The organism is Cellulosimicrobium cellulans, from assembly GCF_042723955.1.
Taxonomy (GTDB): domain Bacteria; phylum Actinomycetota; class Actinomycetes; order Actinomycetales; family Cellulomonadaceae; genus Cellulosimicrobium; species Cellulosimicrobium cellulans_H.
In genome coordinates this window covers 11573-24915 of the sequence record NZ_JBHXIC010000057.1, presented here as the reverse complement: position 1 = coordinate 24915, position 13343 = coordinate 11573, and the positions used below count along the sequence as shown (strand labels likewise).

Genomic DNA, 13343 nt, shown 5'->3' with positions numbered 1-13343 from the left:
GTTTTTTTTGCTCCGGTCTCGCACCCCCCCCCCCGCCACAAAACAACCCACCCCCCCCCCGGGGCGGGGGGGGGGGGGGGCGCCCGCCGCCCCCCCCCCCCGTCCGTGGTGAGCGTCGTCCGGCTGCTGCCGTCAGCCTGCCGACGACTCCGTGTCGAGCGACTGCTCGGCCGCCAGCGCCGCCTCGAGCGCCTGCTGGAGCCGGTCCTGCGCCTCGCCGTAGGCGGCGAAGTCACCCTCGGCGAGCGCCGCCTGGCCGTCCTCGATCGCCTGCTGCGCCTGGCGCAGCGCCTGGTCGAGCTCGGCGCGGGCGCCGCCGTCCACCGTGCCGCCGTCGGCCGGCGGCGCCGGCTCCTCGGTGGCCGGCGGCTCCGTGCCGGGGTCCGTCGTCCCGGGGTCGGTCGTGCCCGGGTCGGTCGTCTCGCCGTCGGCCGGCTGGTCCGGGACCTCGGTCTCGACCCCGCCGTCGGCGTCGCCCGCGTTCGCGCCCGAGTCGCCGCCGAACACCTGGTCCAGCGCCTCGTCGAGCGTGTCGGCGAAGCCGATCTCGTCACCGAAGGACACGAGCACCTTGCGCAGCAGCGGGAACCGCGTGCCCTCCGTCGACTGCACGTAGACCGGCTGGACGTACAGCAGGCCGCCGCCCACCGGGAGCGTGAGGAGGTTGCCGTTGATGACCGTCGAGTCACCGCGGCGCAGCGCGAGGAGGCCGTCGGCGGCGGTCGGGTCGGTGTTGAAGTTGTTCTGCACCTGACCCGGTCCGGGGACCGTCGCGTTGCGCGGCAGCTCGAGGAGCCGCAGCGTGCCGTAGTCGTCCGACCGCACGCCCGCCTCGTTGCCCGGCTCCGCGTCGACGGCGAGGAACCCCGTGAGGATGTTGCGGTCCGAGCCACCGCCCGGGATGTACGTCGACATGAGCGAGAACGTCGGCGCCTCCTGGCTCGGCATCTGCAGCGTGAGGTAGTACGGCGGCTGCAGCGGCTTGACCTGCCCGCTCGCCGTCGGGTCCTCCGGGCTGCGCCAGAAGTCCTGGCCCGAGAAGAACTCGTTCGCGTCGTCCACGTGGTAGCTCGCGAGCAGCGTGCGCTGCACCTTGAACAGGTCCTCGGGGTAGCGCAGGTGGCTCATGAGGTCGCCCGAGATCTCGGAGATCGGCTGGAGCGACGTCGGGAACACCTGGGACCACGCCTGGAGCACCGGGTCCTCGGCGTCCCACGCGTACAGGTCGACCGAGCCGTCGTACGCGTCGACGGTCGCCTTGACCGAGTTGCGGATGTAGTTCACCTGCTGCGGGGCGAGCGCCTCGACGGAGTTCGCCGCGACGAGCGAGTCGCGCGTCGAGTCCTCGAGCGACTCCGACGTCGAGTACGGGTACGCGTTCGACGTCGTGTAGCCGTCCACGATCCACTTCACGCGACCGTCCACGACCGCCGGGTACACACGCCCGTCGAGCGTGAGGTACGGGGCGACCTTCGCCACGCGGTCGCGCGGGCTGCGGTCGTAGAGGATCTGCGACTCCTCCGTGACGCGGTCGGAGAAGAGGATCTGCTCGGAGCCGAACTTCAGCGCGTACAGCACCTTGTTCATGAAGGACCCGACGCTCGGGCCACCCTCGATCTCCTGCGTCGGGAACGTGTTGTTCACCTGACCACCCTCGTCGTCGACGGGGTAGTCGAGCTCCCACGGGTCGCGCCCCTCGGGCGAACCGACGATCGAGTACTGCGGCGCCTCGGGCGAGAAGTAGATGCGCGGCTCGTAGCCGCCCGCGTCCGTGAACGCGCCCGTCGACGGGATCGAGCCCTCGTAGAACGCGGGGCGCCCGTCGGGCCCGATCTGGTTGCCGTACGCGGCCACGACGCCGAAGCCGTGCGTGTAGACCGTGTGGTCGTTGACCCAGTTGCGCTGGTCGGCGCCCAGGCCGTCCTGGTTGAGCTCGCGGACCGCGATGACGGTGTCGCGGCTCTCCTCGTCGATCGTGTACCGGTCGACCGACAGCGACGGCGAGAACTGGTAGTACTGCTTGTTCTGCTGCAGCTGGCTGAACGACGGGCTGACGATCTCCGGGTCGAGCAGGCGGATCGACGCCGTGGTGTCGGCGTCCTCGCGCAGCGCGCCGGCCTCCGCCTCCGTCTTCGCGTTGTACTGCTCCGTCTGCACGTCGTCGATCCCGTACGCGGCCTTCGTCGCGTCGATGTTGCGCTGGATGTACTCCTCCTCGAAGTCCTGCGCGTTCGGCGTGACCTGGAAGCGCTGGACGACGCTCGGGTAGATGCCGCCGATCGCGATCGCCGACACGACCATCAGGCCGACGCCGATCGCCGGCAGCCGCCAGTTGCCGCGCACCGCCGTCACGACGAAGAGCGCCGCGACGAAGAGGGCGACGAGCGTGAGGATCGCCTTCGAGGGGATGACCGCGTGCACGTCCGCGTACGAGGCGCCGTCGAACTTCGCGCCGCCCGAGGTGAGGATCGAGTACCGGTCGAGCCAGTAGTTGGCCCCGATGAGGATCAGGAGGAGCGCGGCGATCACCGAGAGCTGGACGCGCGCCGCTGTCGTGGTGCGCGGGCCCGCGTCGGAGCCGCCGCCGATGCGCAGCCCGCCGTACAGGTAGTGCGTCGCGACCGCGGCGATGCCCGCGATGATGACGACCGCCATGAGGAAGCTCACGACGAACCGCAGCGCGGGCAGCGTGAAGACGTAGAACGACAGGTCGATGCCCCACTGCGGGTCCGTCGTGCCGAACGGCACCGAGTTCATCGCCAGCAGGACGGTCTGCCACTGCGACGCCGCGGCCGCTCCGGCGAAGAAGCCGACGAGGGCGGGCGCGACGATCATGACGACCTTGCGCAGCGGCTCGATCGCCTCGCGGTACTGGTCGAGCGTCGCCTGCTCGGGCGTCGACGGCGCGTAGATCGGCCGTGACCGGTACGCGAGCGAGAACGACAGGAAGACGAGGCCGCCCATCACGAGGAACCCGGCGACGAACAGGGCGATGCGCGCGCCCCACTGCGTCCACAGGACGTTCGCGAAGTCGAGCTGCCGGAACCACAGCACCTCGGTCCAGAACTGGGCGAGCAGGAGCAGGAGGACCACGAGGGCGCCGACGACGGCGATCGCGATCCCGATCGGGCTCCGGCGCCGGGCGGGCCGCCCCCCGGAGGACGGCCGGCGGGGCGCTGCGGCGAATGACACGGTGGGTATACCTCTTCGGTCGTGGCTCGGGCGTGCACCGGGGTCAACGCCCGGTCCTCCCCCAAGGTTCCCACGGTCCGCGGCCTCGTGGGGGACGTCGCGACCGGGTCACCGCCCGTCCACCGCCGGTCGGCGCGCGATGGGGGACCATGGGGGCATGCCCCAGCCTGACGACACCGCCCCCTCCCCGGCCCCCGACCCGGTCGCGCCCGGCGGCCCGACGCCGCAGCACGCGCTCGCGCTCGCCGTCCACGAGATCGAGGCGCACGCCGCGGAAGCCGGCTGGGACGCCCCGCCGCGGCTCTTCGCGCTCGTCGCGACGGCCGGGGCGCTCGCCGCCGACCCGACGCTCGCGGACCGGCTGCCGCCCGACGTCGTCGCGGCGGCCACCGCGGACCCCCACCACCTCCTCTCGATCGAGCAGGAGGGCTTCGCCGCCGACGGCGACCTCGAGGACGGGCTCGCGCGCGTCGCCTGGCCCGCGACGGTCGACGGCGCCGCGCTCGTGGTCGAGCGGATCGTCCTGCCCCCGGCCGCCGAGGAGGGCGTGCCCGACGACCCGGACGCGGCGCTCGACTACCTGACGTCGCACCCCGACCGGCAGGACGTACGCCTCGCCGTCGGCGTGCTGCGCGACGGGCCCACCTGGTGCGCCGTCCGGTCGCGCGCGCACGACACGGCCACCGACGTCGCGGGCGGCCCCGACCTCGTCCCCGGACTCGTCACCGCGCTGCGAGCGACGCTCGAGGACTGACGCGAGCGGCCGTGGTCAGCGCGCCTCGCACGTGGCGAGCGAGTCGCCCTCGCCCGCGCCGATCGCCTCCATGGCCGCGCGGGCGTCGGCCAGCGTCGAGACCGCGGCGACGTGCAGGCCGTCGGGCACGTTGCCCACGACCTCCGGGCAGTTGGCCTGCGGCGTGAGGAACCACGTCGCGCCGTCGCGCAGGGCGCCGTACAGCTTCTGCTGGATGCCGCCGATCGGGCCCACGTCGCCCTCGACGCTCATGGTGCCCGTCCCCGCGATGACGACGCCGTTCGCCTCGTCCTCGGGCGTGAGCTGGTCGACGATGCCGAGGGCGAACATCGTCCCCGCGCTCGGGCCGCCGATGTCCTCGATCTGGATCGACACGTCGACCGGGAAGTCGAACGTCGGGTCGATGAACACGCCGAGCAGCGCGGTGTCGCCGCCGTCCGTCGTCGTCACCGTGAGGTCGGTCTCCGCGCCGTCCCGGAGGACGCCCAGCGTCACGTCGGCGCCCGGGTCGACCGCCTCGAGCCCGTCGATGAGGTCCTGGTACGTCGGGACCGGTGCGCCGTCGAGCGCGACGATGACGTCCCCCGGCTCGACGACACCGTCCGACCCGCTGTCCGGGACCGCGGCCTCGACCGTGAGCGTGGCCGGCACCTCGTACCCGAGCTCGGTGAGCGCCGCGACCGTGGCGTTCTCCTGCGAGGAGATCATCTCGGCCTGGCCCTGCTGCTCCGTCTCCTTCTTGGTGCGGCCGGTCGGGAACACCTCCTCGACGGGTCGCACGCTGCGCGAGCGGTCGAACCAGCCCTGGACGACCTGGGCGAGGTTCACGGGGTAGCCCGGGCCGCCCGCGACGGAGACGGTGGTCAGGCGCAGCTCGCCCGTCGAGTCGAAGGTCTCGGCGCCCGTGATGGAGATCAGCGGCGTGCCGCCCTGCTCGCCGAGCGTGTCCTCCGTCGGCCCCGGCGACCGCACCGCGTACGGCGCGGGCAGGATCGCGAGGCCCGCGACGAGCAGCGTCGTCGCGAGCAGGGAGATCCCGAAGGTGAGGGACCGGCGGGTCACGGGCGGCGGGTCGTGCTCGTCCTCGGCGAGGAGGGCGTCGAAGGAGGGGGCGTCGCTCACCGGGACATCATCCCCGAGGATGCTGGGATCTCCCTGCCGACCGCGCCCGCGCTCCCCGACCTGGCGGCGTCGGCCGGCGGTCACGGGCGTCGAGACCGAGCCTGCCGCCACACGGCCGCGGTCCCGAGCACCGCCACGGCCGCTCCCGCGGCACCGAGGGCCGCGGCGTCACGACCGCCGAACCGCAGCCCCGCGACGCCCACCCGGCCGCGCACCTCCGCGAGCAGCACCTCCAGCGCCGCGGCGCCCGACCACGTCGGCGACCACCCGGCGTCGTGCAGGCGCCCGGCCGAGACCGACCACGGGTGCACGACGAACGCCAGGTCGCTCGCCGGAGACGGCAGCACCCCGACCCGGTGCAGCCGCTCGGCCGCGCCGAACGCGGTCGCCGACGGGAGCTGGACCGTGCGCAGGCCGGCCGCCGCGGCCACCGTCTCGGAGTCGAGCGCGTCGGGGAGCCCCTCGCGCAGCGGACCGGCCGTCAGCCCGCCGACGAGGCCGCCGTCGAGCGCGACACGGACCGCCGCGACGACGTCCTCGACGTGCACGAGGTGCCACGTCCGCTCCCCGCCGCGGACCGTGAGCAGGCGCGGGGCCTCGAAGTGCCGCGTGAGGAGCGTGTCGATCCCGGGCCCGACGACCACCGCCGGCCGCACGAGCCCGAGCGGCGTCCCGTGGAGCGCCTCGCGCAGCGCGTCCTCGAACGCGGCCACGTCTCCCGCGAAGCCGGGTCCGTCGTCGACGGCGACCGGGTCGTCGTCCTCGATCACCGCGCGGCCCGGCGTCGCCCCGTGCACGGCGGCAGAGGTCACCGCGACGACGTGCTCGATCCCCGCGGCGACCGCGGCCTCGCCCGCGCGCCGCCCGAGGAGCGCGAGCCGGGCGCGCTGCTCGGCGTCGGTCTTCGCACGCGGCGCCCCGAACTCCCCCGCCGGAGCGACCACGACGAGCCGGCGCGCGCCGTCGGGCCACCCCTCGGCGTCCACGGGCGACGCCTCGGCCGCGCCCAGGCCCCGGCGGACCGCGTCCGCGACCTGACCGACCCCGACGACCACGACGGGGTCGCGCGGAGGCGTGACGGGCCGCACCGCAGGGTCCTCCCCCGGTTCGCCCGGGGGCTGTCCCCCGGCGGGGACCGCGTCGCTGCGCCGTGAGCGAACCCGGCCCTCGGACATGGCCCAGCCCCCGTTCTCGGCGGTCGATCGTGGTTACGGTGATCACCGACGCTACCGTGAGGAGTCGCCATGAGCAGCCTTCCCCCCGACCGCACGCCCGGACCGGACGACGACACCCCCTTCGACCCGCGGTTCGAGGAGCTGCTCCGCTCGATGCTCGGACCCGACGCGGACGAGGCGCTGCGCGAGCTCCGCGCCCGCGGCCTCGACCCCCAGGCGCTCGCCGCCGGGGGCGCGGCTGACCCCCAGCTCTTCCAGCACGTCCTCGCGCAGGTCCAGCGGCTGCTGTCGACGCCGAGCGACGGCCCGGTGAACACGGACGTCTCGCACGACGTCGCGCGCCAGGTCGCCGTCGCCGAGGGCGATCCCTCCGTCACGACGGCGCAGCAGCGGGCCGTGACCGAGGCGCTCTCCGTCGCCGAGCTGTGGCTCGACGCCGTCACCGACCTCCCGCCGTCGGGCGGGCGCGCCCAGGCCTGGAGCCGGTCCGAGTGGGTCGAGCACACCCTCCCGGCGTGGAACGAGCTCGTCGCGCCCGTCGCGGCGTCCGTCGCCGACGCGCTCGCGACGGTCCTGCGCGACCAGCTCCCGGAGGGCCTCGGCGACGACCCGTCGGCGCTGCCCGGGGTCGGGTTCACGCTCCCGGGCCAGGTGCCCGGGCTCCCGGCGGGCGCGCTCGGGCTGCCGGGCGACCCCGCGGCGCTCATGCGGCGCCTCGGCTCGGCCGTCTTCGGCATGCAGGTGGGCCAGGCGGCGGGCACGCTGTCGCGCGAGGTCTTCGGTGCCACCGACGTGGGGCTGCCCCTGCTCGACCAGCCCGGGACCGTCCTCCTGCCCACGAACGTCGAGGCCTTCGCCGAGGGTCTGGACGCCCCCGCCGACGAGGTGCGCCTGTTCCTGGCGCTCCGCGAGGCGGCCCACGCACGCCTCTTCACGCACGTGGCGTGGCTGCGCGGCCACCTGCGCGGCCTCGTCGACGCGTACGCGCGCGGCATCACCATCGACCTGTCGGCGCTCGAGTCGCAGCTCTCCGACGTCGACCTCACCGACACGGACGCCCTCCAGCGCGCCCTGTCCGGCGGCGTCTTCGGGCTCCAGAACACTCCCGAGCAGCAGGCCACGCTCCTGCGGCTCGAGACCACGCTCGCGCTCGTCGAGGGGTGGGTGGACGAGGTGACGGCCACCGCCGCCCTCCCCCACCTGCCCCACGCGGTTCCGCTGCGCGAGATGCTGCGCCGCCGTCGTGCGGCGGGCGGCCCTGCCGAGCACACCTTCGCCACCCTGGTCGGCCTGGAGCTGCGCCCCCGGCGCTCGCGCGACGCGGCGGCGCTGTGGGCGCTCATCGCCGCGCAGTCCGGGTCGAGCGCGCGCGACGGCGTCTGGGACCACCCCGACCTCCTGCCGGACGCGACGGACCTCGACGACCCCGCCGGCTACGAGAGCCGACGGGCCGTGACCCGCATCGAGGAGGCCGACGTCGACCGCGCGCTCGAGGAGATCTTCCGTGCCGCCGAGGGTGCGGGCGGCGCGGAGCCCCCGACCGGGACGACGGACGACGCGACCGACGACGGGCCGACGGACGCGGGCGGCAGCGCGCGCTGAGCCCGGGGCGTCCTGCCGCTCAGGGACCTTCCGACGTCGCGTCGGCCGCGAGCCCGGCGTCCTCCCCGGAGGCTCCGGGCTCGTCGCCGTCGGGTTCGAGGTCCGCGTCGCGCGCGAACGAGACGCCCTCCAGGAAGCCGCGCGCCCGGTCCGTCCGCGGGTACGGCTCGAGCAGCTTCCAGAACCCCGGGCCGTGGCCGGCGTGGAGCAGGTGGGCGAGCTCGTGGAGCAGCACGTAGTCGAGCACCCAGGGAGGCATCCCCCGCACCCGGGTCGAGATGCGGATCGTCCCGTCGATGAGGGTGCACGACCCCCACCGCCGGTCCTGGTTCCCGGACCAGCGCACGCTCGTGGGGTGCGCGCGGCCGCCGAGGTACTTCTCGGACAGCTCGACGGCGCGACGCTCGAGCTCGTCGTCGGAGGGGCGTCTCCGCCGCTCGGAGTCGGCCAGGCGGTCGAGCATGCGCTGGACCCACTCGCGCTCCTGGGCGCGGGTGAAGCGCGCCGGGATCGCGACGATGGTGCGCTCGCCGTCGCGGTAGGCGCTCACCGTGCTCTTGCGTCGGCGGCTGCGCCGAACCTCCACGATCGTCTCCCGGACCACGCTCAGACCGTAGTGGTTCTGGCCACGAAAAGGCAGGGCCCCACGCCGCGTGGTGGGGATTTCCGCGCCGCCCGGTCGAGCGGACGTCGCGGGGAGCTGTGCTCCCGGTCAAGGAACCGCCCCTGAAGCGTCGTCGAGGTCTGCCTGTGGACAACTCGGGTCGGAGGGCGCCGCCGTGCCACGCTCGTCGCGGGCGGCCGACCGTGCCGCCCGCCCCACGACCCGCGGAGGACACGTGCAGCGACGACGCGTGCTGCGACCCGAGGCCCCGCTTCTCCGGCGCGCCCCGGGGGAGGTGCAGGTCGGCACCGACCCACGCTGGTCGGTCCGGCTCACCGGGCTCGAGCCCGATGAGGAGGAGTGGCTGCGCGCGCTCACCGCGCCGTCGGCCCGGCGCGGCGAGGGAGTCGAGACCGGGACGCCGTCGCCCGGTCGCCGGGCCGCGCTCGTCCGGCTCCTCGAGGAGGCGCACCTGCTCGTCCCCGCCCGCCGACGACGTCCGGTCTCGCCCGCCCCGGGCCACGGCGAGGCGGACGCGGGCGTGCTCTCGGCGCTGCGGCCCGACGGCGCCGGGCACCGCGTGCTCGCAGCCCGCGCCCGGGCGACCGTCGCCGTCGTCGGGCTGGGGCGGGTCGGGGCCGCGCTCGCCGTGCACCTCGCGACGGCCGGCGTGGGCACGCTCGTCCTGGAGGACCGTGGCACGGTCCTCGCCACGGACGTCGGGGTGGGCGCGTACCGGCTGCGCGACGTCGGGGCTCCCCGCGACGCCGCGGTCCGGCGGCTCGTCGAGGAGGTAGCCCCCGGCGTCGTCGTCACCTCGGGCGCGGACGCGCGCCCCTCGGCCGACGTCGCCGCGGCGGCGCGGCCACCGGGCCTGCTGCCGGACGTCGTGGTCGTGGTCGAGCACGGCGCGGCGGACCCGGAACGGGTCGGGAGGATCGTGGGAGAGGGGGTGGCGCACCTGTCGGTCGTGGTGCGCGAGGCCGACGTCGTCGTCGGACCGTTCGTCCGGCCGGGCCTCGACCCGTGCCTGACGTGCGTGGACCTGCACCACGCGGACGCGGACCCGTGCTGGCCGCAGCTCGCGCGGCAGCTGCGCGACCGGAGCGTGCGCGCGGTCGAGGAGTCGTCGCTCGCGGCATCGGCGTCCGCGGTCGCGCTCGGTCAGGTCCTGGCAGCCCTGGACGGGCTGGTGCCCCGCGCAGCCACGGCCCGCATCGAGATTCCTGCTCCCGATGCGGTGCCGCGGCTGCGCGAGACGGGTCGCCACCCGCGGTGCGGGTGCGACGAGCTGGCGCGCACGCCCCCGGACGGGGCGCCGCTCACCATGTCAGGCCGCCGTCGAGGCGCCGACTGACGCCCCGGCCTCGACGCGCCCGGCCTCCTGCGCCTGGCGCTCGGCCTCGCGGGCAAGCACCTCGGCCTTGCTCGGACGGCCGCGGCCGCGCTTGCGCGCGACGACGACGCCGTCCACGAAGACCTCGCCGCCCCAGACGCCCCAGGGCTCGCGACGCTCGATCGCGCCGGCGAGGCAGCCCTCGACGAGGGGGCACGTGCGGCACAGGGCCTTGGCCTCCTCGACCTCGGCGGACCGCTCGGCGAACCAGAGCTCCGGGTCGTTGGTGCGGCAGGGCAGCAGACCCGCGAGGAGACGGTCGAACTCCGCGGAGTCCTTCTCGCCGAGGGGCGTGGCCAGCGGTTGGTGGGGGACCCAGGGGCCGGATCCGCCCTGGGCAGTGATGTTGTCGAGCAGCGCGGTGAGCCGCACGATGTCCTCCAGTGATGTCCTGTCGTGGGTGTGAACGTCGTCGTCACAGGACCCCGAGGACAGCGGTCCCCGTCATGGGAGAGACGGGAGAGACCGGTGATCCTCATCGGCGGACGTGCTCTGGAGAACACGAAGGCCACGGGTCCGAGACGGACTCCGCGGCCTGGAAGGTTCTGGTCGGTCAGACCAGAGGTGTCCTGGAGGCGGAGTCGGGAGCGGGGCGGGCGACGAAGATGCCGCCGCGGTGCGCGGTTGCACGCGGACGGAGTCCTCCTGGCGTGCCCGTGTAGACGGACGCGTTATCCAGCAGGTTCGCCATAACGATCTGGTTCTTCATCAGCTTTCCCACCCCCTCTCTCCGTTCGAGGCCCGCCTCCCGGCGCGCCCCTCTCCATCAGGACTCGTCGACCATATGCCGCGCGTCGCGAGACGCACAACTTATTTACGGGAATTTCTTCGACGAGTTTCTCGAGCCCTCCTCGGAGCCCAGGAACGTCTCCCCGTCACCGCTCCGCTCGGCCCACGATGTCCAGGATCGTCGCGCCGTACCGCTCGATCTTCGCGGGTCCGAGCCCGTTGATGCGGGCCAGCGCGGCCGTGCTGGTGGGCCGTGTCTCCGCGATCGCCGCGAGCGTCGTGTCGACGACCACCGTGAACGCGGGCTTGTCGGTCTCCTGCGCGACCTGGCGCCGCCACTCGCGCAGGTTCTCGAACAGCTCGCGGTCGTACTCCCCCGTCAGCCGCACCTTCGCCTGCCCGGCGCGCGGACGACGCGTCCCGTGGGCGCCCGGCTCGTCGGGCCACAGCCCGTCGAGGAAGCGCGTCCGGCGCCGGGTCGCTCGACCACCCGGGTTGCGCGACCGCGCGAACGACAGCTCGAGGTGCTCGCGAGCGCGGGTGATGCCCACGTACAGGAGCCGCCGCTCCTCCGCGACGGCCTCGTCCGTCTCCGCGAGCGAGATCGGCATGAGGCCCTCGCTCATGCCCGCGAGGAACACGGCGTCCCACTCGAGGCCCTTGGCCGCGTGCAGCGACGCGAGCGTCACGCCCTCCACGGTCGGGGCGTGCTGCGCGGCAGCGCGCTCGTCGAGCTCGGCCACGAACGTCGCGACCGTCGGGGCCGGCCCCTCGGCCGCCTGCGCGAGCGCCGCGACGTCGTCGGCGAGCGCGACGAGCGCCTGCGTGGACTCCCACCGCTCACGCGCCGCACCGCGCGCGGCGGGCGGCTCGGGGGCCCACCCGGCGGCGGCGAGGACGTCGCGCACCGTCTCCGGCATCGCGACGTCCGGGTCCGCGGACCGGGCCGCGCCGCGCAGGAGCACGATCGCGTCGCGCACCTCCTTGCGCTGGAAGAAGCGCTCGCCGCCCCGGACGAGGTAGCCGATGCCCGCGTCCGCGAGCGCCGACTCGAACGCCTCCGACTGCGCGTTGGTCCGGTACAGGACCGCGATCTCGCTCGCGCGCGTCCCCGCCGCGAGGAGCCGCGCGATCCGCTGGGCGATGCCGGCGGCCTCCGCCTCGTCGTCGTCGTACGCGGTGAACGCGACCGGTGGGCCGGCGGGCCGCTGGGCGACGAGCTCGAGCGCCTGGTGCGCACCGCCCGCGCGCCCGGCGCGCGCGAGGAGCTGGTTCGCGAGGTTCACGACCTGCGGCGTCGAGCGGTAGTCGCGCACGAGCCGGATGACCTGGGCGCCCGGGTGCGTGCGCGAGAACGTGAGGAGGTGGTGCGGCGTCGCGCCCGTGAACGAGTAGATCGTCTGCGACGGGTCCCCGACGACGCACAGCTCGTCGCGTCCCCCGAGCCACTGGTCGAGGACGAACTGCTGGAGCGGGGAGACGTCCTGGTACTCGTCGACGACGAAGTGGCGGTACTGGCGCCGCACCTGGTCCGCGACCCCGCCCTGCGTCGAGAGCATGTCACCCAGCATGAGGAGCACGTCCTCGAAGTCGATGCCCGACCGCTCGGTCTTCACGTCCTCGTACGCCGTGATGAGGCGCGCGACCGTCTGGTGGTCGTAGCCCGCGGGGGGCTCGCGGTCGATCGCCTCGCACGCCCGGACGTAGTCGTCGGCGGTGACGAGCGAGACCTTGGCCCACTCGACCTCGGACGACAGGTCGCGCACCGCGACGCGGTCGACGCCGACCCCGAGGCGGCGCGCGGACTCGGCGATCACCGGGGCCTTGTGCTCGAGGATGCGCGGCGGTGCCCCGCCGACGACCTTGGGCCAGAAGTAGCCGAGCTGTCGCAGCGCCGCGGCGTGGAACGTGCGCGCCTGGACGCCCGTCGCGCCGAGCTCGCGCAGGCGCGTGCGCATCTCGCCCGCTGCCCGCGCCGTGAACGTCACGGCCAGCACGCTCGTGGGGGCGTACACGCCGGTGCGGACGCCGTAGGCGATCCGGTGCGTGATGGCGCGCGTCTTGCCCGTCCCGGCGCCGGCGAGCACGCACACCGGGCCGCGCAGCGCGACGGCGACGTCGCGCTGGTCGGGGTCGAGCGCGTCGAGGATCTCGTCGGCGGTGCGGAGGGACGGCGGACGTGAGACCGGTGGCGTGGACATCACCCGCGATTCTCGCAGGCGCCGGTGACACGCGGGAGCCGCCCGCTCGGACGCCGGACGCTTGTCGGGCCCCGGGCGGGCCGACGGCGGGAACAGGGCGCGGGCCGCCGGTGTTACCGTCACGACCGATCGACCGCGGCACGCGCCGCCCGGACCCAGCACCTGGAGAGCCCTCGATGAGCACCGCCCCGACACTTCCCGACGCCGGCTCGATCGTCATGTACTCGACGACCTGGTGCGGGTACTGCCGCCGCCTCAAGACGCAGCTCGACTCCGAGGGCATCGGCTACACCGAGGTGAACATCGAGGAGACCCCGGGGACCGCGGAGTTCGTGGAGTCGGTCAACGACGGCAACCGGACCGTGCCGACCGTCGTCTTCCCCGACGGCTCCGCCGCGACCAACCCGTCGCTCGCCGAGGTCAAGCAGCGCCTCGCCGCCTGACCCCACCCGGCGGTGGGCAGGAGATGGGCCCGGGGGGGGGGTCGCGAGCCGGGCCGCGTGCTGGCCTCCCGACCTGGGGGGGGAGGGGGGCGGGCGGGGGGGGCCGCACCGCGCCTGCTCCGGCG

General features: G+C 74.7%; 10 protein-coding genes. 4 read left to right on the top strand and 6 right to left on the bottom strand.

All coding sequences use genetic code 11. The features are described 5' to 3' along the window. Positions 1-132: 132 nt before the first annotated feature. On the bottom strand, positions 133-3192 hold the full coding sequence (locus ACFWH7_RS14860; protein WP_378217308.1) for a UPF0182 family membrane protein: 3060 nt from the start codon (positions 3190-3192) through the stop codon (positions 133-135). Positions 3193-3349: 157 nt separating this feature from the next. On the opposite strand from ACFWH7_RS14860, the gene ACFWH7_RS14855 reads away from it, so the two are divergent. Then, complete coding sequence (locus ACFWH7_RS14855) at positions 3350-3946, top strand: PPA1309 family protein (protein WP_378217306.1); 597 nt, start codon at positions 3350-3352, stop codon at positions 3944-3946. Positions 3947-3961: 15 nt separating this feature from the next. Here the strand turns inward: ACFWH7_RS14855 and ACFWH7_RS14850 are convergent, their stop codons facing one another. Both ACFWH7_RS14850 and ACFWH7_RS14845 read right to left on the bottom strand, forming a co-directional pair. Then, the gene (locus ACFWH7_RS14850; protein ID WP_378217304.1) at positions 3962-5068 is read right to left on the bottom strand and encodes a YlbL family protein; all 1107 of its coding nucleotides are present in this window, start codon (positions 5066-5068) and stop codon (positions 3962-3964) included. An 80-nt stretch (positions 5069-5148) separates the two neighbouring features. After that, positions 5149-6156, bottom strand: coding sequence for an NAD-dependent epimerase/dehydratase family protein (locus ACFWH7_RS14845; RefSeq protein WP_378217302.1), 1008 nt, complete (start codon positions 6154-6156; stop codon positions 5149-5151). 156 nt (positions 6157-6312) lie between these two features. Here ACFWH7_RS14845 and ACFWH7_RS14840 point away from each other — a divergent pair, with 156 nt between their 5' ends. Then, positions 6313-7845 carry a zinc-dependent metalloprotease gene (locus ACFWH7_RS14840; protein ID WP_378217300.1) on the top strand — a complete coding sequence of 511 codons (1533 nt, stop codon included), beginning with the start codon at positions 6313-6315 and terminating at the stop codon, positions 7843-7845. A 19-nt stretch (positions 7846-7864) separates the two neighbouring features. Here ACFWH7_RS14840 and ACFWH7_RS14835 read toward each other — a convergent pair whose 3' ends face one another. Then, a complete protein-coding gene (locus ACFWH7_RS14835; RefSeq protein WP_170227347.1) occupies positions 7865-8455 on the bottom strand; it encodes a YgjP-like metallopeptidase domain-containing protein in 591 nt (196 codons plus the stop codon). Between the two features lie 229 nt (positions 8456-8684). Here ACFWH7_RS14835 and ACFWH7_RS14830 point away from each other — a divergent pair, with 229 nt between their 5' ends. Continuing rightward, the gene (locus tag ACFWH7_RS14830; protein ID WP_378217298.1) at positions 8685-9806 is read left to right on the top strand and encodes a ThiF family adenylyltransferase; all 1122 of its coding nucleotides are present in this window, start codon (positions 8685-8687) and stop codon (positions 9804-9806) included. Here the strand turns inward: ACFWH7_RS14830 and ACFWH7_RS14825 are convergent. Together ACFWH7_RS14825 and ACFWH7_RS14820 are read right to left on the bottom strand one after the other, a co-directional pair. Continuing rightward, on the bottom strand, positions 9780-10217 hold the full coding sequence (locus ACFWH7_RS14825; protein ID WP_082918948.1) for a WhiB family transcriptional regulator: 438 nt from the start codon (positions 10215-10217) through the stop codon (positions 9780-9782). The genes ACFWH7_RS14830 and ACFWH7_RS14825 overlap by 27 nt on opposite strands. A gap of 503 nt (positions 10218-10720) precedes the next feature. Further along, positions 10721-12775 carry an ATP-dependent helicase gene (locus ACFWH7_RS14820; RefSeq protein WP_378217295.1) on the bottom strand — a complete coding sequence of 685 codons (2055 nt, stop codon included), beginning with the start codon at positions 12773-12775 and terminating at the stop codon, positions 10721-10723. A gap of 176 nt (positions 12776-12951) precedes the next feature. On the opposite strand from ACFWH7_RS14820, the gene ACFWH7_RS14815 reads away from it, so the two are divergent. Continuing rightward, positions 12952-13218, top strand: a complete 267-nt coding sequence (locus tag ACFWH7_RS14815; RefSeq protein ID WP_205205332.1) for a mycoredoxin — start codon at positions 12952-12954, stop codon at positions 13216-13218. The last annotated feature ends 125 nt before the right edge of the window (positions 13219-13343 follow it).